This is a genomic window from Algoriella xinjiangensis (assembly GCF_900115015.1).
Classification (GTDB): Bacteria; Bacteroidota; Bacteroidia; order Flavobacteriales; family Weeksellaceae; genus Empedobacter; species Empedobacter xinjiangensis.
Genome location: NZ_FOUZ01000011.1, coordinates 120206 through 144350, shown reverse-complemented (window position 1 = coordinate 144350; position 24145 = coordinate 120206). Strand labels below are relative to the sequence as shown.

The following is a 24145-nucleotide window of genomic DNA, read 5'->3' as shown; positions in this document are numbered from 1 at the left end:
AGGGTGAGTTTTTGTTTTGCAACTCAAAGATAATTTGAGATACAAAATTCAACCCTCTTTTTTTGAACTTTTTTTAAACGTTTAGGACGCTATTGACTTTTTATTAAATGTTTTCTAACATTCTGAAGACTATTATCTTCTTTAGATTTACATTGAATCTTAAAATTAAGTTTATCCTTTAATATTTTATTAAAATTTAAACAATCATTAACTTGATACGTTTTACGATCTTGATTAAGTAAAATTATTGGAAAAACATCTTTATCTAGACTTTGAGTATTAATTGCAGAACCTATAACAGCGCCAATAGGTCCAAATAATAAAGCACCTACAATAGCGGCATCATTCGATTTTTTCTGATAAACTTCTGTATAATAATAGTCGTCATTATTATATTTTACACGAATATATCTGTTTATTGCCTCGGAGTTAGCATATAAAGCTTTCATTTCTTTTGACTCTATTTTATTTAATCCTTTTAGATTTAAATAAAGTTCATCCTCGTATACAATTGCAAATGGAGAACTTACTACTTTTTTTTCTGTTGTTTTAAATAACATCAAATCTTTTGGATAATTATAATTTTTCCCGCCATCTTCTCTTCCTATTATTTTTTCTGTAGAAGTTGGTATACCGCTATAAAAATCTTCAATTGCTTGATATAAACCATTTGGTTTAATGTGTACAGCTAAAGTTTCTTTAATTCTAGGTACGGTTTCAGTATAACTTATAGAATCAAATTTTAGTTCAGAAACTATATCTCTTGTAATTTCTTGATTTAAAAGTAAATTATCTAATGATTTAAACTCATAAACTTTATTTGCGTAAACAATATCACGAGCTTCTATTGTTGTTCCGTCTGTTAAAACAATTGTAGCTTTTTTTATATATTGTCCAAAAGAAAAACTTGAAATAAAAATAATCAGTGTTAATAATTTACTCATATAGAATCATTTCTATAAAAATAAAAAAATCCATTTGATTAATCAAATGGATTTTTAAGCAATATTAAAACTTAAATTATTTTAGTTTTTTGATTCCCATATTCCACAATGTGAATGCAAATTTATCTGCAGTTTCGTTAATTACAACTTCAGTAGAACGACCTGCACCGTGACCAGCTTTTGTTTCAATTCTGATTAAAACTGGATTTTCACAACCTTGTTTTGCTTGTAAATTTGCGGCAAATTTGTACGAATGCGCTGGTACAACACGATCATCATGATCACCAGTTGTAACCAAAGTCGCCGGATAACAAGTTCCCGCTTTTACATTGTGTACAGGCGAATATCCTTTCAGATATTCAAACATTTCTTTGCTATCATCGGCAGTTCCGTAATCGTAACCCCAACCTGCACCAGCAGTAAATGTGTGGTAACGCAACATATCTAAAACTCCTACAGCTGGCAATGCTACTTTCGCAATTTTAGGATTAATTGTTTCTGTTGCTCCAACTAATAATCCTCCATTAGATCCTCCTGACAAAGCAGTATAATCTGGCGAAGTAAAGTTATTTTTCTGAAGATATTCTGCAGCTGCTATAAAATCGTTGAAAACGTTTAATTTATTGAATTGACGACCACCATCGTGCCATTTTTTACCATATTCTCCTCCTCCACGTAAATTTGGAACAGCGTAAACTCCACCGTTTTCAATCCAAGCAGCAGTTGCTGGACTAAATCCTGGCGTTAAACTAATATTGAAACCTCCGTAACCATATACAATTGTTGGATTTTTACCATTTTTCTTTAATCCTTTTTTGTAAGTGATAATCATCGGAACTTTTGTTCCATCTTTTGATGTATAAAAAACTTGTTCTGAAACATAATCATCCGAATTAAATTTTACATTTGGTTTGATGTAAACATCCGACGAACCCGTTTCTACATTGTATTTGTAACTTGTAGATGGCGTAATGTAATTAGAGAATCCGAAATAGATTTCTTTCTCCGATTTTTTACCTCCAAAACCAGATGCAGAACCAACTCCTGGTAATGTAATTTGACGAACTTTTGATCCATCATATTTATATTGATCAACAACCGAAATTGCATCTTTTAGATACTTCGCAAATAAATATCCTCCTGCAGTAGAAACTGATAACACATTTTCTGTTTCAGGAATAATTGTTTTCCAAGCAGCTTCGCTTAAATCAGAAATTGTTGCTTTTACAACTTTATTATTTGGCGCTTTGTTATTTGTAAAAATGTAGAATGTTTCGCCATCATTATCAATAACAGAAGTGCTTGTATCAAAATTACCAACAATTGTTTTTATTGGACTTGCAGCTTGCGATAAATCTTGGTAATACAACTCATTACCAGTTGTTGTATTTGCAGCTGATATAATCAAGAAACGCTCGTCATCAGTTAAATATGCACCAACATAACGGCGTGGAGTTTCTTGTCCACCAAAAATCATTTGATCTTTTTTCTGAGCCGTTCCTAATTTGTGGTAATATAATTTGTGTTGATCTGTTTTTTCTGATAATTCTGATCCTTTTGGTTTATCGTAAGATGAATAATAAAAACCATCGTTTGCTTTCCAAGCAATTCCAGAGAATTTTACATCAACCAATGTTTCACCTACTTGTGTTTTATCTTTTGCATTAAGTATAATTACTTTTCTCCAATCCGAACCACCTTCAGAAATTGAATAAGCAACTAAACTTCCATCTTTCGAAAAACTTACGTCAGACAAAGAAACCGAACCGTCTTTTGAAAATTTATTTGGATCTAAAAAAACTTCTTCTGTTCCACTTTCTCCTAACTTACGGTATAAAATTGAGTGTTGTTGTAACCCATCATTTTTATAATAATACGTAAAATCACCTTCTTTGAATGGAGTCGAAATTTTTTCGTAATTCCAAATATCTGTTAACGATTTTTTTAATTGAGCACGCAACGGAATCTCATTCAAATAAGCATAAGTTGCTTTATTTTGCTCGATTACCCATTTTTTTGTATCCTCAGATAAATCATTTTCTAACCAACGATATGGATCCTGAACTTCTTCTCCAAAATAAGTATCTACGTGGTCTACCTTTTTTGTTTCAGGATATTTTTTTTTATAACTCTGTGCATTCACTCCTACCATAAGTGCTACATTTAATAAAATAAAAGCAGTTTTTTTCATTTTTGTATAATTGCTGTTTTTGTAAAGATAAGAAATCAAAAAGATAATTTGATATTCGCTAAAATGATTTACATTTGCCCCATAAATCCTCTCAGATTTTAGAATTGAATATGAACGATAAAACTTCGCGGCAGCTTAACGTTCAACTCATAACAATTATTATTTATTCGTATTAAAAAACTAAAATTATGACTGCAAATTCAAATTTTACAGCCAAAATTGCGTCTATTTTTTCGTTGATAAAACAATCATTTTCAAGCGAAAACTTAGATTTAACCGCGATCCCAATCAAAAAATCCGTGTTTTTATTGGCCATTCCAATGATGTTTGAAATGGCAATGGAATCCGTTTTTGCATTGGTAGATTTATACTTTGTTGGACACTTAAAAGAAAGTGCTTACGCCATACAAACTGTTGGTTTAACAGAATCTCTACTTACAATTGTTTATTCTATATCAATTGGAATAAGTATGGCGGCAACGGCAATTATTGCCCGACGAATTGGAGAAAAAAAACCAGAAAAAGCTTCTGAAAGTGCTTCACAAGCCATTTTATTATCCATTATTATTACCATAATTCTAAGCATATTTGGGTTTATATACGCCAAAGATTTATTGATTTGGATGGGTTCTAGTTTAGAATCTGCACAATATGGCGAACGTTTTACACAAATAATGATGGCAAGTTGTTTAAGCATTGTTTTGCTCTTCTTAATCAACGGAATTTTTAGAGGTGCTGGAAATGCAGCTATCGCCATGAAAAGTTTATGGCTTGCTAATATTATAAACATTATTCTTTGTCCGATACTAATTCGTGGTTGGGGATTTTTTCCCGAAATGGGATTAGAAGGTGCCGCGCTAGCAACTGCCATTGGTAGAAGTTGTGGAGTTTTGTATCAATTGTATTGTTTGACAAAAAGCAATTCATTAATCCAAATAAAGCTTTCTTATTTTAAGCCTAAAATTAACCTCATTATTAATATTGTAAAAATAGCCGTTCCTGCAATTGTACAATATGTTATTGCAAGTTGTAGTTGGATTATTTTGGCTAGAATTGTGGCACAAACTGGTGGAGAAATTGCTTCATCTGGTTATCAAACTGCCTTACGATTAATGATGTTTTTTATGTTGCCTGCTTGGGGTTTAAGCAATGCTGCTGCAACATTGGTTGGTCAAAACTTAGGAAATAAAAATCCTGAGAAAGCAGAAAAATCTGTTTTAATGACAATGAAATTCAATATCATTTACATGGTAATTGTAAGTGTTATTTTTTATGGAATGAGTAATTATTTGGTTTCTATTTTTACAACCGAAGAGCATATCAAAATCGTTGCAAAAGAAGGTATGTATATTTTGGCAAGCGGTTTTGTTTTGTATGCAATCGGAATGGTAATGATGAATGCATTTAACGGTGCTGGAGATACGATGACACCAACTTTAATAAACTTTGTTGGATTTTGGTTGTTCCAAATTCCGTTGGCTTATTTTTTATCTTATCATTTAAACCTGAAAGAAGAAGGCGTTTTTATCGCCATTCCTATTGCAGAAACATTTATTGCGATTATTGCATTTATCCTTTTCAAAAGAGGTAAATGGAAACTGAAACAAGTATAAAATAGTAAAAAAACCACTTCGCAATGAAGTGGTTTTTTTTATTATTAATTGATTTGATCATTAACCGTTGTAGGTATAATATCTTGCGCCTCTCAAATCCGGATTTTCCTTTTCTATTCTTGTCAAAGCAAAACCTTTTGTCGCATCAATAGATGTTGTTAATTTCTTATTGTGTAAATCTTGGTATTGACCAAATGTAATCGCTTCTCTTTTTTCTAAAGAATCAAACAAGTTAATTTTATCCATTACGCCACGCCAATTTTCACCAACATGTCCTTGAAATACTTTTGATTTTGAACCCGAACCATACGCAATAAAACCAATTGTTTTTCCTACTAACTCTTCACCTTCATCTGCACTTACTTGTAAAGCTGATAAAAATGCTGTAAAAATTGAAGCTGTATACATATTTCCAATTTCTGAAGAAGCACGTTGCGTTGGCTCTACTTTTTCGGCAATAACTTGTTTATATTCGGGAGATTTAGAAATTATTTTTACATTTTCATTCGAATTATCAAGGTTATTTTCTAGCGCAAAAACATCCGAAAACATTCGTTTTCCTTGAAAAGCATACGGTAAATGAAAAGCAATATATCGCCAATTTTCGTACAATTTATCTTTAAAATCAGCTTTCTCTTTAAAATCGTAATACGCTTCTCTCACACGATTTTTATAACATTCGTTAGAATATTGACCTTCGAAAACAGGTTCATCCGAAAAAAGCTCAATCTCACTTTTAGATGTTCCTAAAGCATTTAAAATTTCGGGTTGATTTGTAGTTTGATGCGGTTTAAAAAAGTCAAAAACAGATTCCATTCCAACTCCCCAAACATTATCAAAAGCAATTAAATTTGGTTGATTAGAAACCAACATCGCTACAGCACCCGCACCTTGCGTATATTCGCCCGTCGATTCTAATCCATATTTTGCATAATCCGCCGCAATTACAATCGCTTTACGAGTTGGATTAACGCGAACATAATCTATCGAATTATGCAACGCATCAACACCTCCAATACACGCAAATGTCATGTCCACAACGTCTGTATGCTTAAAAGGTCGATCTCCAAATTGATCTTTCAAAACAGATTCTACCAGCTGCACCGCATAAGTTGCCGTTGGTTTTGCACCATCTAATGCACTTTCTGTACCTAAATAAATACGTCCAATTTCTGAAGGATTAATCTTAAAATTTTCAATCAATTTTAATAACGCATTTGCGGCAATTGTCGCTGTATCTTCATGAACATCTAAAACAGCCATTTTTTTTAATCCCAATCCCAACTCTAACTTATCAGGGTCAATATTTCTTTGAATTGCTAAATCTTTTATTGGCAAATAAATATGTGGCACATAAATAGAAGCCGCTTCTATTCCGTATTTCATCTCTAAATTTTTTAAGCGAACATCAAAGTTAATGGTTATTTGATTTTTAAAACAATGAATAATCTTTGCTTTTAGATAAATCTTAATTCATTAAAAATTAACAAATAATGTGGCTATATTCTTATAAAATTCATAAATTTAGAATACTAATTTTAATTATTTAAAAACACTACACTATGGCAAGAACGTTCTACAAATCAATCAAAGAATCCATTAAATATTGGTGGATTTTATTATTAATTGGCTTATTATTTATCGGATTAGGGGTTTATTGTTTTGTAAATCCATTGGCTTCTTACGCCGCTTTATCATTAGTATTTAGTATTTCGTTCTTATTTTCAGGTATTTCTGAAATCATTTTTTCGATTGCGAACAAAGACGAAATTGATAGTTGGGGCTGGACTTTAGCTTACGGAATTGTAACAACAATTGTCGGATTTTTGTTAGTTGTAAATCCTGTACTTTCTTTAGAAGTTTTCGCCTATTATGTCGGATTTTTAATCTTATTCCGTTCAATTTCGGGAATTAGTCATTCTTTCGATTTAAAAAATTATGGTGTAAAAGATTGGGGCTTCTCTTTATTTATCTCTATAATCAGTTTAATTTTAGCAATAATATTACTTTGGACACCACAACTAGCAGGTTTAACAGCTGTTGTATGGCTAGGAATGGCGGTAATTACCTCTGGTTTATTCGCTGTGTTTTTATCATTTCAATTAAAACGAATTAAAGATTTACCAGATAATTTATCTGATGATTTGAAAAGACGATATGCTCAAATCAAACAAGAAATTGAAGATTTTAGAAATCAATAGAAAAATTAAAAACCACTCGTAATGAGTGGTTTTTTTGTGGATATATTATAAAATTGGTGCTAATAGTCTACAAATTGAAGCAAATGCACGTTTGTACCATGGTCTTTCTTCCCATTTTTTAACTGTCAAAATCTCTGAATTTTCTTTGTCTAATATAAATTGTTCCGCCATTTGTTTCAGTAATATTTTATCATGAATAACAGACGTAATTTCGAAATTAATAAAGAAACTTCTGTAATCTAAATTAACCGTTCCAATAAAAGCAAGTTCATCATCAATCGTAATTGTTTTTGCATGAATAAATCCTTTTTCGTACAAAAAGACCTTAATTCCACGTCTCATCAAAGGCTTTAGATACGACAAAGACGCTTGTTGCACAACAGTAGAATCTCCTTTTTTAGGAATAATTAACTCCACTTCAACACCGCCAGAAACTGCAATCATTAATGCCGTTTTAAATTCATCACTTGGAATAAAGTAAGGTGTACACAATTGTACTTTTTTCTTTGCAAGAGTAATTGCTAAAATCATAGCTTCCATAGCAGAATGTACGCTATCACCGGGCGAAGTAAGCCCAAAACTAACCGTTGCAGTATTTGTAAACTCAACATTTTCTGAATTAAAAAAATATTTTCTATTCGAAATTTTAAACTCTTTTCCGTCAGTCATCATCCAATTTAAGTAAAAATGCAATTGCAAACTATTGATAGCTTCGCCTTCAATCATAACAGATGTATCGCGCCAATACACTTCGTTATTTGGACTTTTCTCTCCGTTTTGATTGATATATTTATCGCTGATATTAATTCCGCCAACAAAGGCAATTTTTGCATCAACAATTAATATTTTGCGGTGATTACGGTAATTTGAATTGGCTAAAGATGAAAAATGAACGGGTAAAAATGTCTGAAATTGAATTCCTGCATCTTCAAATCGTTTATGATGTTTATTAATTTTTGGCGAACCAAAATCATCAACCGTAACACGAACTTCTACGCCTTTTTTTACTTTTTCTTTTAGAATTTCAATAACTTCATTTCCAATTTTATCTTCTTCAAAAATATAATACTCCAAATGAATATGGTCTTGAGCAGAACGTAAAGCTTCTAAAAACAGTGGGAATTTTTCTTCTCCATTAATCAAAAGTTTAACTTTATTTTTTGTGGATGGTGGAGCAATTCGACTATTATTTAAATACCTAAAAACTTGAGTTAATGAATTTATTTCGGTTTCTATTTGTGATAAATCATCTTGAATAAGACTTTCCATCTCGTCCCATTTTTGATTTATAATTAATTTTTGACGTTTATCTATTCGTTGAAAAAACCGTTCGCGGTTAAATTCTTGTCCAAAAAAGAAATAAATAACAATTCCGATTACCGGTAAAAAAATAATCACTAAAACCCATGCAATTGTTTTTGTTGGGTTCCTATTTTCTATTAAAATGGTGATAATAACCATGATGTATAGCAATGTAAGCGGAATCCAATACCATTGTTTTATAAAATTCCAACAATCTAAAAGTGTCGTTGTCCAATCCATTTATCTGTTTTTTTATACGTCTATCAAAAATCATTCTCGAAAATATCTTTCTAAAAATCAGTTGTTTAAAAAATAATTATAAAATTAATTAAAATATTTTTGGAAATAACAGAAATACTGCCTTATATTTGCAATCCAAAATGAATGGTGCCTTAGCTCAGTTGGTAGAGCAAAGGACTGAAAATCCTTGTGTCCCTGGTTCGATTCCTGGAGGCACCACATTTATAAAACCTCAAGCTTTTAGTTTGAGGTTTTTTTTTGGTAACAATTCATTCATTAAAAATTGTTAATAAGATAATAAAATATTCCGTAAATTGCATATAAATGGAAATAGGTAACAGACCTTGGGGTTCTTACTATGTTTTAGAAGACACCAATACATATAAAGTAAAAAGAATAGAAGTGAATATTGATGGACGTTTGTCTTATCAATATCACAATAAGCGCGCTGAAGTTTGGACAATAGTACAAGGAAAAGCTTTGGTAACGCTTAATGACAAGGATTACGAATACAATGCAGGAGAAGTTGTAATAATACCTTTACAGGCAAAACATCGAATAAAAAATATAGGTAAAGAGAAATTAATTTTTATCGAAGTACAACATGGTACATATTTTGGAGAAGATGATATTGTTCGTATTGAAGACGATTACAACCGATCGAGCGAAGATTAAGACAATATAACCCAAAACATACTATGAAAATCGGAATAACATTTAGTGCATTTGACCTTTTGCACGCAGGGCATATAAAAATGCTTGAAGATGCAAAACAGCAATGTGATTATTTGATAGTCGGCTTACAAACTGATCCAACATTGGATCGTCCAGAAAAAAACCGTCCTACGCAAACCGTTGTAGAACGCTATATTCAACTAAAAGGATGCAAGTTTGTAGACGAAATCGTTCCTTACGCAACCGAAGAAGATTTAGAAGACATTTTACGATCATTCAACATCAATGTTCGTATTTTAGGTATCGAATACCAAGATCAAGATTTTACTGGTCGTAAATACTGCGAAGAAAAAGGAATAGAATTTTATTACAACTCTAGAGATCACCGTTTCTCAAGTTCAGGACTAAGAAAAGTCGTGGCAGAGAAAGAGTTTTTGAAAATTGTAAAATAAAAAATGGACTGGTTAGATGAATTTCTAACCTTTTTTATTTACAATAGTTTATCTATCAAAAAATTAATGTAAAACTATTTACCAAAATATATACCTTTGCAAAATGTCAAATATAGTTGCAATTGTAGGAAGACCAAACGTTGGTAAATCTACTTTCTTCAATCGATTGATCCAAAAAAGACAAGCTATCGTTGATGACACTTCAGGTGTTACACGCGATCGTCACTACGGAAAATCAGATTGGAATGGAAAAGAATTTACTGTTATCGATACCGGTGGGTATGTCGTTGGGTCTGATGATACCTTTGAAGAAGAGATCCGTAAGCAAGTTGAATTAGCTATTGATGAAGCAAATGTAATTTTGTTCATGGTAGATAATCAAGTTGGATTAACGGATATGGATAAGGAAGTTGGCAACCTTTTAAGACGCACTAAGAAGCCTACATTCTTAGTTGTGAATAAGGTCGATACCAACAAAAATTTAGAGGATTCGTATGAGTTTTATAACTTAGGATTCGAGAATATGTTTACAATCGCTGCAATGAGCGGGAGTGGAACAGGTGAATTATTGGATGCTGTTGTGGATACTTTTTCGGAAGAAGTTCACGTAGATCCATTCGAAGGTTTACCAAAAATAACAATCGTAGGTCGTCCAAATGCTGGAAAATCTACTTTTATTAACGCATTATTAGGTGAAGAACGTAACATTGTAACAGACATAGCTGGTACAACACGTGATTCTATCGAAACATTGTACAACAAATTCGGACACGAGTTTGTTTTGGTAGATACTGCCGGAATGCGTAAAAAAGGAAAAGTTAGCGAAGATTTAGAATTCTATTCTGTAATGCGTGCTGTACGTGCTATAGAGGAATGTGATATTTGTGTTTTGATGATTGATGCCGAACGTGGTATCGAGGCACAAGATCTAAATATACTTTATTTAGCAGAACGTAACCGAAAAGGAGTTGTTATCTTAGTTAACAAATGGGATTTACTTGAAAAAGAAACAAATACCATGAAGGAATACAAAGATAAAATCCTAAAACGTATTGCGCCTTTTACAGACGTGCCAGTTTTGTTTATCTCTGCATTAACTAAACAACGTGTTTTAAAAGCTGTTGATACATTTATAGATGTACATGAGAACCGTAGTCGTCGTATTAAAACTAGTAAATTAAACGAAATTTTATTACCAATTATCGAGATTACACCTCCACCAGCAATCAAAGGAAAATACATCAAAATTAAGTATGTGACACAATTACCTACTAAAACGCCACAATTTGCGTTTTTCTGTAATTTACCACAATACGTAAAAGATCCTTACAAACGATTTATCGAAAATCAATTGAGAAAAGAGTTTGATTTTGAAGGAGTTCCGATCGAAGTTTACTTCAGAAAGAAATAATAAAAATCCAAAAAGTCCATTTACGATATGTAGATGGACTTTTTTATTGAATAACAATAGAATTTAATATTCATAAAAAAAGCTCAACGATTGACGCTGAGCAATTTGTGACCGAGACAGGATTCAAACCTGTAACCTCCTGAGCCGTAATCAGGTGCGCTATTCAGTTGCGCCACTCGGCCATTTAAAAGTAAAAACTATTGTTCTTATTTTCGACTGCAAATATAAGGTACTTTTATCAATAATTCCTATTAATTTGCTCAAAAATTTTTAACTTAAATTTAATCTTCAATAATTCAATTGCTTACAAAAATAATTTCGTTCATTTTTTTAGATTTCTTACCTTGCAAATTCTAAATTAAGTAAAAAATGATAAAAAAAATAGTTTTAAGCACACTTCTATTCATCACGATTAGCGCTTGTAAACAAACCAAAGAAATTGAAAAAAATACAACTACAGACACAACATTTCAATTCGCTAAAAATATCTCAATTCAAGAAACTGAAACTTCAATTACCATAAAATCTTCAGGAAACACAGTTACTTTTGATAAAAAAGAGTTGCCGATACAAACTGTAATGGTAGAAACTGCTTCTGCAATTACTTATTTAGACGATTTAAACGCCTTAAACACATTAAAAGGTGTAAGTGATGCAGATTTTGTTTATAATCCTAAAATAGCTTTAGGAATCGCAAATAAAACAATTTTGAACATTGGAAATAATAACGAATTATTTTCGGAAGTTATCTTAAAAAATAAGCCGCAACTTATTATCGCAAGTTCTAACCCTGTTTTGGCAAAATTTCATCAGCAATTGGAACAAAATGGAATAAAAATCTTGTATTTGGACGAATACAAAGAACAAAATCCGCTTGGACAAGTTGAATATTTAAAGATTTTCGGAAAATTATTTGGTAAAAATGATGTCGCTACAAAACATGTAGAAACTGTAAAAAACCGTTACGATTCGATAAAAAATATTATTCAAACACAAGGAAAAGGAACTGTTTCTACGCTTGCAAACACAATGTACGGCGATGTTTGGTATGCGCCAACAAAAGATTTGTTGCAAGCAAAATTAATAGAAGATGCGAAAGGAAATTATATTTTTAACGATAAATCGGGCGAAAATAGTTTGAGTTTAACCTTTGAAGAAGTCTATAAAAAAGGAAAAGCGGCAACGCATTGGATTAATGTAACCAACTTTGATAATCTGCAACAAATGAAAGCTTCTTACCCAAATTATGCTTGGTTCGATGCTTTTAAATCAGGAAATGTTTACGCATATTCGAACCGAATGAATGCTAAAGGTGCAAATGATTATTTTGAAAAAGGAATTATTCGTCCTGATTTTATTTTGAATGATTTAGGAAAGATTTTTTATCCAAATTTATTTCCAAAACATGAATTATATTTTTATAAACAATTAAAATAAAATACGTTTTGATTTTAAATATTTTTGAAGAAATCATTCTAAAACCACTTCATCTAAAAATTGATTCGTTAGAAAAAGATGTAGAATGTGACGATTATTTTGGATATAATTTACATGTCAATCAAACCAATATAAAGTTTAGAAAAGCGAAAATAACGCCCAAAAAAGTTGGTCAATTTGTAACATTATGGCAACGAAATAATGAGAATCAAACTGAACCATTTTCAGTAAATAATCAGTTCAAATTTTACATTATTGCAGTTGAAGATGCTGATAAAAGAGGATTTTTTATCTTTTCGAAAGAAATTTTAGCCGATAAAAATATTCTTTCTACAGAAAAAAAAGAAGGAAAAAGAGGTTTTAGAGTTTATCCAGATTGGGTAATTCCAACCAATAAACAAGCGGAGAAAACTCAAAATTGGCAAACGAAATATTTTATAGAAATTACAAAAAATAACCAAGTCGATTTCATCAAACTTGAAAAATTATTCAACTAAAAAAGGAACTCAATTGAGTTCCTTTTTCTATTTATTTTATCTTCAATTAGAATAATTCTGACTTAAATTGCTCTAAGAAACGTTTATCATTTTCTGTGTACAAACGGATATCTCCAATTTGATAAAGCAATAAAGCAATACGCTCAATTCCCATTCCGAAAGCATATCCAGAGAATTTCTCAGGATCAATATCTACATTTCTCAAAACATTAGGATCAACCATTCCGCAACCCATAATTTCTAACCAACCAGTACCTTTTGTCATACGATAATCGGTTTCAGTTTCTAATCCCCAATATACATCAACCTCCGCAGAAGGCTCTGTAAAAGGGAAATACGATGGTCGTAAACGAATTTCTGATTTACCAAATAACTCAGTTGTAAAATAGCTTAACGTTTGTTTTAAATCTGCAAAAGAAACACCTTTATCAATGTACAAACCTTCGATTTGGTGGAACATCATGTGCGAACGAGACGAAATAGCTTCGTTACGATAAACACGACCTGGCGCCAAGAAACGCATTGGCGGTTGATTGTTCTCCATGTGACGAATTTGAACAGATGAAGTGTGCGTGCGCAATACAATATCTGGATCTTTTTCGATGAAAAAAGTATCTTGCATATCGCGCGCTGGATGATAGGTTGGTAAATTTAATGCTGTAAAATTGTGCCAATCATCTTCGATTTCTGGACCTTCAGAAACACTAAATCCAATACGGTTAAAAATCTCAATAATACGATTCTTCGTAATGTTAATTGGATGACGAGAACCCAATGTAAATGGCTCTCCTGGACGAGTTAAATCTAAAGAAACGTCCGTTTTACCGTCGTTAGAAATTTCATTTTTAAGAACTGTTGATTTTTCTGTTGCAATGGTTTTTAATTCATTCACAACTTGACCAAATTCTTTTTTCAGTTCATTTGGCACAGCTTTAAATTGTGTAAATAAATCTGTTAAAATACCTTTTTTACCTAAAAACTTAATTCTGAATTCTTCGATTTCAGTAGCATTTGTTGAATGAAAGTTTTTTACTTCCTCAATATATTGTTTGATTTGGTCAATCATAATTTCTGAACAATTTGACTACAAATTTAACAGATTAAAGAGTTAAATCAAATTATTCGGTTACTTTTATCTTTGTTTGATTTATTTCTACAAAAAAAGAGCAAACAAATTGTTTACTCTTTTTAGATTATATTTTATTTTGAGAAAATTATTTTCCGAAAACTTCTTTTATTTTTTTAGAAATTCGTTCACGCTCTTCATCTGTTAAATTAGATCCTGAAGGTAAACACAATCCATTCTCAAACAATTCTTCCGAAACATTTGTTCCGTAATATGGCGAATTTGCAAAGATTGGTTGCATGTGCATAGGTTTCCATAATGGACGAGATTCGATATCATCTTCTAATAAAGCTAAACGCAATTCTTCGCGAGTTTTACCCGCTACTTTTGGATCAACCAAAATTGCAGATAACCAATGATTTGAATAATAGTCTGAATTTGGTTCTACAAAAACAGTTACACCATCAATGTCAGCAAATAAATCTTGGTAAAATTTATTCATTGCACGACGCGCTTCTACTCTACTTGCTAAAACTTCCATTTGACCACGACCAATACCAGCCGTAATGTTACTCATACGGTAGTTATAACCAATATGCGAATGTTGATAATGAGGTGCATTATCGCGCGCTTGTGTTGCTAAAAATACCGCTTTATCTTTATCTTCTTGTGTGTTACAAACTAATGCACCACCACCAGAAGTTGTAATAATTTTGTTCCCGTTAAAGCTTAAAACTCCGAAACGTCCGAACGTTCCACACGCTACATTTTTATATTTTGAACCTAAAGCTTCTGCTGCATCTTCTATTACTGGAATATCAAATTCTTTCGCAATTGCATTAATTTCGTCCATTTTTGCAGGCATTCCGTACAAATGAACAACAATAATTGCTTTTGGCTTATTACCTTTTGCTGTACGATCTACAATTGCTTCTCTCAAAGCTTTTGGACACATATTCCACGTGTCTTTTTCTGAATCGATAAAAACAGGAATTGCTCCACAATATGCAATTGGATTTGCAGATGCAGAGAATGTCATTGATTGACAAATAACCTCATCACCGTGTACAACTCCACACTCTATTAATGCTAAATGCAATGCCGCAGTTCCAGCAGAAAGTGCCGCAACTTTTACATTGGCATTCAAAAAATTTTCTAAATCTTCTTCAAAACCATTTACATTAGGTCCTAAAGGTGCTACCCAATTTGCGTCAAATGCTTCATGAATATATTTTAATTCATTTCCACCCATGTGTGGAGATGATAACCATATTTTATTGCTCATTTATAGTTGTTTTTGTTGTACAAATTTAAGAATCTTTTACAATATTTTTTTCAATTCGGACAACTTGTTTATTTTCAATTCGGGTAAAAAAACATCCTCAGATTCAAAATATTGTGAATGAATATTTTTCCCTTGATTTAGCAAACAAACACTTGTCCATCCTAAATTATTAGGTGTTATAAAATCTTTCTTTGGATTATCTGCAATATAAAAATAGGTATCAATTCCTTCTTCAATGAAAGTTTTAAAATTTCTTTCATCAGGTTTTGTTGAACCAAATTCTTCTGAAACTATTATTTTATCAAAAATATTTTCAATACCAAGTGCTTTTAACTTGTTTCGTTGTGTTACAGAGCGACCATCCGTAATTAATCCAATTTTATACTTCTTTTCTCTACAAAAGTCAAATATTTCCTTTGCTCCATCATTCAAACTTATATTTGGAAAATGATTTCTGTAGATTTCTAATAATTGACCTTTAGAAAAACTTGGAAATCTTTCAACTAAAATATCAAAAACATTTTTGCCGTTTTTATAAAGTTCAAACATTTTTTCAAATAATTCATCCTTATTTTTAGGGTCAATTATTTCAGCAAGTTCCTTATAAGCAGATTTTAAATAATCAACCTCATACATTAAAGTATCGTCTAGGTCGAAAATAATGTATTTAGTCTTCATAATTATGCACTAAAACTTCGTCATCATAGCGAAGCATTAATAAATTATTTTCCCAATCATTAAAATAATCAACTTCTTTTCCTAAAATATATTCATCGATGATATATTTTGGATAATTTGCTCCTGCCAAATAGCTCAATGGATACCCGCCACCAAAACGTGGATTTATTTCGATTCCAATAATTCTTTTGGTTTCTTGATTAAAAAAAAATTGCATTGTCAAACAACCTACCGCATTTTCAATAAAAGAAAGACGTTCTTTCACGTATTCTACGATTTCATTTTTATGGGTAATCCCTTTATTAACTTCACCTGCTCTTACAAAAATTCTTTTGCGTGGAACAACACATTTTAAAGCACCCGTTTTATCATAATAGGTATCCACTGTATATTCATCATGTTTTGCATGATCAATATATTCCATGAACATCAACTTCGGATTTTCAAAATGGTAATCTGTCAACTCCGATTCATTTTGAATAAGAAAGGTATCCTTGCTTAAAGAACCATCATAAGGCTTAATGAATAAAGGAAACGTTAAATTATTTTTATCTAAATCTTGTGGAATATCAATATTATTCTCTACAAAAAATTGATTTATGACGCGTTTATCTCGACAAGCTTTTACAAAATTCAATCCTGAAACAATTGGCACTACACCTACTTCTAAAAATAGTTGCTTATTTTCAGCTAAAATTAATAATTCTGTATCTATTGTCGGAATAATAATTTTGATTTCCAGCTCTTTACAAATCTGAAGCAAATCTGATATATAATCTTTCTCCGTTACTCGTTTAACCGTTCTATAGCCATCAGAAATATGACAAGCAGGCGCCAACATTGGATTCAGATCTACTGTATAAACTTTGTTATTTTCATTAAGCTTTTTGATTTCCTTTTGAAAAGCTTTAACCAAAGAAACTCTTTGCCCTGCTGATGTAACTAATATATTATTCATTTTAATTATTTCCGTTAAACATTTCCATTGTTGCTTGTCCGTCTTGCGAAATTCCTTCGCTTTTAAACACTTTCTTGAAAGTTGTAAAAAAGACTTTTACATCCGTTGAAAAAGAAACGTGATCAACATACCAAACATCTAATTCAAACTTTTTTGTCCAAGATATTGCATTACGTCCATTTACTTGCGCCCAACCAGTAATCCCTGGACGAACATTGTGACGGCGTTTTTGACTCTCACTATACAAAGGTAAATATTGAGGCAAAAGAGGGCGTGGTCCAATAATCGCCATATCTCCTTTTAAGACATTAATTAATTGTGGAATTTCGTCTAAACTGGTTTTACGTACAAATGCGCCAATAGGTGTTAATCGTTCTGCATCTGATAAAAGATTTCCATTCGCATCTTTTTTATCATTCATGGTTTTGAATTTGATGATGCTGAATATTTTTTCATTCTTACCTGGACGTTTCTGGAAAAAGAATGGTTTTCCTTGATTGGCAAAATATAATCCAATTGTTACAAAAATAAATATCGGTGATAACACAATGAAACCGATTAAGGCAATAATAAAATCGAAAAAACGTTTAAAAAAATGTTTATACATGTTTTAGTTTATTCATGATTAAATTATAAGATATATCTACCGTATAATTATTTAATAGTAATTTTTGACCATTTAAACCCATTTGTTTTAAATCAGAACTTAAAAGTTGATTAATTTTATTCTGTATTTCTACTTGATTTCCAGCTAAAATTTTATATCCGCAACCATTTTCTTCAATAATAGTACCAATATCCGTGTTTGGATCTGTTGCGGCTAAAATAGGAATATTCATTTCTAAATACGATAATAATCTTGATGGAAAATTTGGTATCAAAAAATTTTTATCTAAAAATATTAAACCGATATCACAAGCGACTAACAATTTATCATAATCTTCTTTTGGGAGACGTTGCAATAGTTTTGCATTTTTTGGTTGATTATTATCAAACCATTCCTTTATTCTTAGAAATTCTGTTCCGTCACCAACAATTAAGAAAAAAGCATTCTCGTTTTTAGTTACCAGAATAGTTTCTAATAAAAAATCTAATCCTTGTGGTTTTCCTAAATTTCCACCGTAAACAAAAACTTTTTTATCAACTGGCACCTTATATTTTTCTCTAATCGTTTTCTTTTCTTCAAAAGAATAATTAAATATAGCAGGTTCTATGGTATTTGGATTAACTTCTACTTTATTTGAATTTATCTCTGGATTGTGTTTCAAAACAAACTCAACATTTGCGGGAGACATACAACCAATCGTGTCCGAAATTTTGTATAATTTTTTCTCCTTCTTTACAAATTGTTTGTGAATAAAGCTTCCTTCTTTTAACATTTTCATATCCACTGCGTTTTGTGGAAAAATATCCTTTAACAGTAAATAGCTAGTTGCATTATCTCGTTTTTTAACAAATTCTATCACTTTCGCAAAGGTTATTGGAGGTGTTGAATATAAAACTAAATCAAACTTTTTATTTGCTAAATATTTTTTTATTGCAGAAAGATACTGAAACTCTATTGCGAGAGTTCCAATTCCTTTTTCTATAATATTTGTTTTTTGAATATTCAAGGTTTTTACTTGAAGTATAGAAACGCCTTCTTTTTCTTTAAAATTTGTAGTAATTCCTTTTCTTCTTTCAACTGGTGTCACTATAGTAATATCATGACCTTCATCACGGAATTTGCGTAATAAATCCTGATAAATTCCACGATCTTCTATAGAATTAATTTCAACTAACGTCAAAAAAATAATGTTCATTTTATCTTAAATTTCTTCAGACCAAACAGTCCTTTTAATATAATCAGTATAAGAAATAATAATTCTCATTACTTTCTCTGAAACATTCGGCATTGAGTAATCAGAAACTTGTCTGAAATTCCTTTCTGCTCCTACTTTTTGCTGTAAAACCTGCGTTAAACCTTGTAAAATACGTTGAGGTGAAAGTCCCACCATCATTACACTTGCTTCTTCCATTGCTTCAGGTCTTTCGTGAGCCTGACGAATATTTAACGCTCTGAAATTTAAAATTGATGATTCTTCAGAAATAGTTCCTGAATCTGAAAGCACAGCATATGCTCTTTTCTGCAATGCATTATAGTCATGGAAACCAAGTGGTTTTAAAAACTGAATTTCAGAACGCATTTCAATCTGCATCTTATCGATCATGTTTTGAGTACGTGGATGTGTAGAAACAATGATTGGATATTGATATTTTTCTGCAATCGCATTTAAAGAAGCCATCAATCCTCTGAAGTTTTTCTCAGAATTGATATTTTCTTCACGGTGAGAAGATACTACAAAGAATTTTCCTTCTTCTAAATTTAATTTATTTAAAACATCAGAAGCTTCAATCTGTGGTAAATAATGATTTAAAACCTCAAACATTGGCGAACCCGTTTTAATAATCCTGTCCGCAGGCAGTCCTTCTCTCAACAAATATTCTCTTGCAATATCTGAATACGTTAGGTTAATATCTGAAGTATGATCTACAATTTTACGGTTGGTTTCTTCCGGAACTCTTTGGTCAAAACATCTATTTCCTGCTTCCATGTGGAAAATAGGAATATGTCTTTTCTTCGCTGGAATTGCACACAAACAAGAATTAGTATCTCCCAGCACTAAAAAAGCATCAGGTTTTAATTCCTCTAATAAAGGATCTACTTTTATTAAAATATTACCTATCGTTTCAGTAGCCGTTTTCCCAGCCGCTTCTAAGAAATAATCAGGTTTACGAAGTCCTAAATCTTCGAAAAAGATTTGATTTAATTCGTAATCATAGTTTTGTCCGGTATGAACGATGATATGTTCTACGGCTTCAGAAGCATCTAATGCATCTAAAACTCTTGATAGTCTTATAATTTCCGGACGGGTTCCTACGACAGTAATTACTTTTAGTTTTTTCATTGTATGATTTTTATTAAGGCAAAAGTAAAAGGTAAAAAGGCAAATACTTATCCCTCTTTATTTCCTTTTAACAAAATTGCTCCAAATATATTTTTTAATTCTTTACTTTCTTGTAATAATGTTTGCAATTTATCTGATTTATAGTCTAAGGCACTAATAATTCTTAGCCAATAATTTGATTCACGTGCTTCTCTCAGTACAATTCTGATTTTATTATTAAAATCTGCTTTTGATGACGCTCCCTGTGATTCCTCATAGTTTGCACCTACAGATGTAGAAGATTTTATTAACTGATATTTAATAACTTTCAACTCATCGTTTAAAGGCAATGTCCTTAAGAACTTTAAGGTATCTACACTAAAATTAAAAATTCTGTCTAATAAATTATTTTCTTTCATAACTTAATATACTTATTTAATTTTTACGCTCCATTTTTACTTTTACCTTTTGCCTTTCCTCTTTAAACTTCCAGAAAATAAGTATCTGCATCTTCCGGGTTGAATGCTTCATTGATCCAGAAAATGGTATATAATTCTTCGTCTCCTATATTTTTGATGTTGTGTGTGTACCAAATCGGCATATCTACATACGCAGGTTCGTTTCCATCTAAATAAAAATCTAATACTTCATCGGTATCAATTTTTCTCAGTTGGATTAAAGCTTTTCCTTTAATCACCGCAAAACGCTCAATCTTTCTTGTGTGATAATGATTTCCTCTGGTAATTCCCGGCACTGTAGTTGAAAATGAACATTGACCGCCAATCCCTAAACGAATGACTTCAACAAAAGCTCCACGAGGGTCTTTATGTTGAATAAACTTTACAGGATAATGCGTTTTGTAATCGATGTATGAACGATAAGTGTTGAATAAATTATGTTCAAAAGAATCATTGATCGCAGGAATTTCTCCGCCGTCGAAATATTTTGTTTTATAGTCATTCAATAATGATAAAACTTCTGAAACCTTTTTGGTAGCAGTAGGTTCGATAAAGAATTCTGCTTTACTGTTACCTTCTTTGATTTCATTAATAATAGTATCAACCAATTCCTGAACGTAAATCAATTTCACTTCACCATCATTAGCAATCGTTGGAGTTTCGCCATGTGTTAACTGATGGCAAAATGTAGCAATAAATGAATTGTAGAAAGGCCTCCCAAATACTCCAAATACATTCGGAATAATCAATCCTGTCATTTTACCTCCATTTTCTTCTGCCCAATTGGCTAAAGCTTGTCTTCCTTCTCTTTTTGACCTTCCATACAGATTATCTCTTTCTTCCTGAGTCGAAGAGGAAATCATCACATGAGTTTTTGAATTAGTTCTTTTCAGAGAATCGACTAATTTTTGGGCTAAGCCTACATTCGTTTCATAGATAAATTGTTCATTCTCATGACGATTCATTGCTGCTAAATGGATGATAACATCACATTCAACAACAAATTGGTCTAATTGGTTTTCGTTTTCAAAATATTCTTTCTTAAAATCAACTCTTTGAAATTCCTCAGGAAATAATCCTAAAGTGTTATACAAATGTTTTCCAACAAAACCATTCTGACCGGTAATTCCGATTTTTTTCATTTAATATGTGATTTTTATAGTCGGTTTAATAAACTTTCTATTGACCAACTTTTAAATTTTTTATTTAGTTAAAATAATCCAGACTGTATCTGTATTCATCATCAATCTCTCCCAATCCGTAATCGGCAAGAACTAATAATTTGCTTCCTTCTTCTTTCGCCTGAATTGCTGTAATACAACCCGACGGAATATGGAGGTAAGTTAAAATATCATCTGTTAAAAGATATTTCTGAATTATTAAATCTTTTGAAGGATTTGTGAAATTATCTACCACAATCACAGAAATATCAAAAGACCCTTTCATACAAGCAAACCATCTTTGCTCAACTTTATGTCCCTGCCAACCGCGGATAAAATCCGTTGAATGATTTTCAATGGTATACATTCTTTTGATCTGCGAAGCATCAAAATCATTATTATAAGTAATGATTCCTCTTTCATCCTGATGTTTCTTTCCTACTAGTAACATACAATTAGTTTTTACCTCTTTTACCTTCAACTTAGTTCTTTTTACTTTTGCCTTCTAATAAGGATATTGCGTTACATCTTCCCCGAAAACTTCTTTACGGATAAGGGGTAAAGTAGAGATCAGTTTTTTCAAGCCTTCTACTCCTTGTTGTTCAGTATTATGCGAATGGTAATCTTCAATTTTTGAAACATCTTCTTCTCCTTCTGAGAAGTATTTTGCATAGTTCAAATCACGGTTATCTGCAGGAACACGAAAGAAATCTCCCATATCCTCTGCTTTGATCATTTCTTCTCGGGTACATAATGTTTCATACAATTTTTCTCCGTGACGGGTTCCTATTACTTTCACAGGCACTTCTTTACCCGTCAGTTCAATTAAAGCTTGCGCTAAATCACCTATGCTTCCCGCAGGAGCTTTGTTCACAAATAAATCTCCTGGATTTGCATTTTCAAACGCGAATAATACCAAATCTACCGCATCATCCAATGACATGAAAAATCTTGACATATTGGGGTCAGTTATTGTAATCGGTTCTCCTTTTTGAATCTGATTTAAAAACAATGGAATAACAGACCCTCTGGAAGCCATTACATTTCCGTAACGCGTAAGACAAACTACAGTATCTGTAAGATTTCTTGCTTCAGCAACCGCTACTTTTTCCATCATTGCTTTGGAGATTCCCATTGCATTGATTGGATATGCTGCTTTATCTGTAGACAAACAAATAACTTTTTGTACTTTATTGACTGCCGCTGCACGGATAACATTCTGTGTTCCTTCAACATTGGTTTTCACTGCCTGCATTGGGAAAAACTCGCATGACGGAACCTGTTTTAAAGCTGCTGCATGAAAGATATAATCGACCCCTCTCGTTGCCGGTTCTACACTTGAAAAATCTCTTACATCTCCGATATAGTATTTGATTTTATCATTTTTATAAAGATTTCTCATGTCATCCTGCTTTTTCTCATCACGAGAAAAAATACGGATTTCTTTGAAGTGATCAGTTTGTAAAAAACGGTTGAGAACAGCTGTTCCGAAAGAGCCTGTTCCACCTGTTATTAAAAGGGTTTTATTTTGAATTTTCATAAGTCCAAATAAATTCTAATTTTTTAACGATATTTTCAATTGTATAGTTTTCGAGTGCATATGATTCAGCATTTAAGCTAATCTCTGTTCTAATAGATTCATTCAATAATAGATTCTGAATTGCTTCTCTTAATTGATCTACATTTCGAGGTTCAATTACGACTCCCCTATCTCCACCCAACATATCTGGAATAGCTCCTACATCTGTTGCAATAATACTACAACCCAAAGCCATTCCTTCAATAATTACATTTGGAAACCCTTCTGTATATGAAGGAAGAATCAAAAGTTTTGAATTAATCATTTTTTCATACACAATTTCTTTTGATAAAGGACCACAAAAAACTAATTCTTCATGCCCAAACATTTCCAATAAATCTTGTTTTACATTTTCCTCATAAGGACCAACAATTTCAAGCTTATATTTACTGTCTAAATTCTTTGTCGCTTCAAAAAGTTCATAAATTCCTTTTTGTTTAGTAACATGACCAACAAAAACGATTGAATTCTCTTCTCGCTTTTCCGCTCCTTTCTTAAATTCAATTAATTGAGGTGCAACAGGATTCTCAATTAAAAAAACATATTTATGATATTTATTGAGAATATCTAAACTTTTTTGATCCAGTACAATAACAAATGTGCTGATTTTATTCACAAATATTAAAAGTTTCCATTCCCAATTTTTGCTCTCATAAAGTTCGGGTATGCGTCCAAATCTATAATGAATTATTGTTTCTATATTAAAAAGTCTGCATGTCAATATGAAAAAAATATCCTTAAATAATCCTAACGAAGCACTTGAAGTGAAATGGCATAAATCTGGTTTATGTAAAATTTTTTTAAACAACTTTACGTAAAAAAATAGAAAATTAATTATACCAAAATATACACGCAATAGTTTTGAGGTAGAAGTTATATTTCTTAATTGCATTGCATTATTAAGATGTTCTAATATATAGTTTTTATTAGAATAATTTTTAAAATAGTCAAGCATATTTACCGTCCAACTCGCTATTCCTCCCACAGGAGGTGGTAATGGAGAAACCAATAATATCTTTTTCATAATAAATGTATTCTATTTTTCATATGTTCTCACTCTTTTATTATCAT

The 24145-nt window shown here is 31.5% G+C and carries 23 protein-coding genes and 2 tRNA genes; 8 read left to right on the top strand and 17 right to left on the bottom strand.

What is annotated here, in order from left to right; all coding sequences use genetic code 11:
• Positions 1-89 precede the first annotated feature (89 nt).
• Both BM072_RS11715 and BM072_RS11710 read right to left on the bottom strand, forming a co-directional pair.
• A complete protein-coding gene (locus BM072_RS11715) occupies positions 90-944 on the bottom strand; it encodes a hypothetical protein (RefSeq protein WP_092908858.1) in 855 nt (284 codons plus the stop codon).
• A gap of 76 nt (positions 945-1020) precedes the next feature.
• Positions 1021-3135 carry a prolyl oligopeptidase family serine peptidase gene (locus tag BM072_RS11710; protein WP_092908857.1) on the bottom strand — a complete coding sequence of 705 codons (2115 nt, stop codon included), beginning with the start codon at positions 3133-3135 and terminating at the stop codon, positions 1021-1023.
• Between the two features lie 188 nt (positions 3136-3323).
• Here BM072_RS11710 and BM072_RS11705 point away from each other — a divergent pair, with 188 nt between their 5' ends.
• Entirely contained in the window at positions 3324-4748 is a 1425-nt protein-coding gene (locus BM072_RS11705) for an MATE family efflux transporter (protein ID WP_092908856.1), read from the top strand.
• 60 nt (positions 4749-4808) lie between these two features.
• On the opposite strand, the gene BM072_RS11700 is transcribed toward BM072_RS11705, so the two are convergent.
• Entirely contained in the window at positions 4809-6134 is a 1326-nt protein-coding gene (locus BM072_RS11700; RefSeq protein WP_092908855.1) for a hydroxymethylglutaryl-CoA synthase family protein, read from the bottom strand.
• Positions 6135-6310: 176 nt separating this feature from the next.
• On the opposite strand from BM072_RS11700, the gene BM072_RS11695 reads away from it, so the two are divergent.
• Entirely contained in the window at positions 6311-6949 is a 639-nt protein-coding gene (locus BM072_RS11695; protein WP_092908854.1) for an HdeD family acid-resistance protein, read from the top strand.
• 45 nt (positions 6950-6994) lie between these two features.
• Here the strand turns inward: BM072_RS11695 and cls are convergent, their stop codons facing one another.
• Positions 6995-8491, bottom strand: coding sequence for a cardiolipin synthase (gene cls, locus BM072_RS11690; RefSeq protein ID WP_092908853.1), 1497 nt, complete (start codon positions 8489-8491; stop codon positions 6995-6997).
• Between the two features lie 146 nt (positions 8492-8637).
• On the opposite strand from cls, the gene BM072_RS11685 reads away from it, so the two are divergent.
• From BM072_RS11685 to der, 4 genes are all read left to right on the top strand, one after another.
• Positions 8638-8710 (top strand) — tRNA-Phe (locus tag BM072_RS11685).
• 105 nt (positions 8711-8815) lie between these two features.
• The gene (locus BM072_RS11680) at positions 8816-9166 is read left to right on the top strand and encodes a phosphomannose isomerase type II C-terminal cupin domain (protein ID WP_092908852.1); all 351 of its coding nucleotides are present in this window, start codon (positions 8816-8818) and stop codon (positions 9164-9166) included.
• A gap of 23 nt (positions 9167-9189) precedes the next feature.
• Positions 9190-9618 (top strand): adenylyltransferase/cytidyltransferase family protein, encoded by a 429-nt coding sequence (locus BM072_RS11675; protein ID WP_092908851.1) that lies wholly within the window; start codon positions 9190-9192, stop codon positions 9616-9618.
• A 103-nt stretch (positions 9619-9721) separates the two neighbouring features.
• Entirely contained in the window at positions 9722-11029 is a 1308-nt protein-coding gene (gene der / locus BM072_RS11670; protein WP_092908850.1) for a ribosome biogenesis GTPase Der, read from the top strand.
• 108 nt (positions 11030-11137) lie between these two features.
• Here der and BM072_RS11665 read toward each other — a convergent pair.
• A tRNA-Arg gene (locus tag BM072_RS11665) sits at positions 11138-11211 on the bottom strand.
• 187 nt (positions 11212-11398) lie between these two features.
• On the opposite strand from BM072_RS11665, the gene BM072_RS11660 reads away from it, so the two are divergent.
• Both BM072_RS11660 and BM072_RS11655 read left to right on the top strand, forming a co-directional pair.
• A complete protein-coding gene (locus BM072_RS11660) occupies positions 11399-12466 on the top strand; it encodes an ABC transporter substrate-binding protein (protein WP_092908849.1) in 1068 nt (355 codons plus the stop codon).
• A gap of 8 nt (positions 12467-12474) precedes the next feature.
• A complete protein-coding gene (locus tag BM072_RS11655) occupies positions 12475-12963 on the top strand; it encodes a MepB family protein (protein ID WP_245752158.1) in 489 nt (162 codons plus the stop codon).
• Between the two features lie 46 nt (positions 12964-13009).
• Here BM072_RS11655 and pheS read toward each other — a convergent pair whose 3' ends face one another.
• The 12 genes from pheS to BM072_RS11595 all read right to left on the bottom strand — a co-directional run bounded on the left by pheS (position 13010) and on the right by BM072_RS11595 (position 24098).
• Positions 13010-14029 carry a phenylalanine--tRNA ligase subunit alpha gene (gene pheS / locus BM072_RS11650; RefSeq protein WP_092908847.1) on the bottom strand — a complete coding sequence of 340 codons (1020 nt, stop codon included), beginning with the start codon at positions 14027-14029 and terminating at the stop codon, positions 13010-13012.
• Positions 14030-14177: 148 nt separating this feature from the next.
• Positions 14178-15314 carry a DegT/DnrJ/EryC1/StrS family aminotransferase gene (locus BM072_RS11645; RefSeq protein WP_092908846.1) on the bottom strand — a complete coding sequence of 379 codons (1137 nt, stop codon included), beginning with the start codon at positions 15312-15314 and terminating at the stop codon, positions 14178-14180.
• Positions 15315-15350: 36 nt separating this feature from the next.
• Positions 15351-15992: an HAD family hydrolase gene (locus BM072_RS11640; protein WP_092908845.1), complete on the bottom strand. Its 642-nt coding sequence runs from the start codon at positions 15990-15992 to the stop codon at positions 15351-15353.
• Positions 15982-16950 (bottom strand): ATP-grasp domain-containing protein, encoded by a 969-nt coding sequence (locus BM072_RS11635; protein WP_092908844.1) that lies wholly within the window; start codon positions 16948-16950, stop codon positions 15982-15984. The genes BM072_RS11640 and BM072_RS11635 overlap by 11 nt, the downstream gene beginning before the upstream one ends.
• Position 16951: 1 nt before the next feature.
• Complete coding sequence (locus BM072_RS11630) at positions 16952-17557, bottom strand: sugar transferase (RefSeq protein WP_092908843.1); 606 nt, start codon at positions 17555-17557, stop codon at positions 16952-16954.
• Positions 17550-18752, bottom strand: a complete 1203-nt coding sequence (locus BM072_RS11625; RefSeq protein ID WP_092908842.1) for a glycosyltransferase family 4 protein — start codon at positions 18750-18752, stop codon at positions 17550-17552. The genes BM072_RS11630 and BM072_RS11625 overlap by 8 nt, the downstream gene beginning before the upstream one ends.
• 6 nt (positions 18753-18758) lie before the next feature.
• On the bottom strand, positions 18759-19898 hold the full coding sequence (wecB, locus tag BM072_RS11620; RefSeq protein WP_092908841.1) for a non-hydrolyzing UDP-N-acetylglucosamine 2-epimerase: 1140 nt from the start codon (positions 19896-19898) through the stop codon (positions 18759-18761).
• 47 nt (positions 19899-19945) lie between these two features.
• Positions 19946-20296 (bottom strand): four helix bundle protein, encoded by a 351-nt coding sequence (locus BM072_RS11615; RefSeq protein ID WP_092908840.1) that lies wholly within the window; start codon positions 20294-20296, stop codon positions 19946-19948.
• Between the two features lie 62 nt (positions 20297-20358).
• Positions 20359-21477 carry a polysaccharide biosynthesis C-terminal domain-containing protein gene (locus BM072_RS11610; RefSeq protein WP_092908839.1) on the bottom strand — a complete coding sequence of 373 codons (1119 nt, stop codon included), beginning with the start codon at positions 21475-21477 and terminating at the stop codon, positions 20359-20361.
• Between the two features lie 64 nt (positions 21478-21541).
• Positions 21542-21946, bottom strand: a complete 405-nt coding sequence (locus BM072_RS11605) for a WxcM-like domain-containing protein (protein WP_092908838.1) — start codon at positions 21944-21946, stop codon at positions 21542-21544.
• 54 nt (positions 21947-22000) lie between these two features.
• On the bottom strand, positions 22001-23035 hold the full coding sequence (locus BM072_RS11600; RefSeq protein ID WP_092908837.1) for a polysaccharide biosynthesis protein: 1035 nt from the start codon (positions 23033-23035) through the stop codon (positions 22001-22003).
• Positions 23019-24098 carry a glycosyltransferase family 4 protein gene (locus tag BM072_RS11595; RefSeq protein WP_092908836.1) on the bottom strand — a complete coding sequence of 360 codons (1080 nt, stop codon included), beginning with the start codon at positions 24096-24098 and terminating at the stop codon, positions 23019-23021. Before BM072_RS11595 ends, BM072_RS11600 begins: the two co-directional genes overlap by 17 nt.
• Positions 24099-24145: the final 47 nt, after the last annotated feature.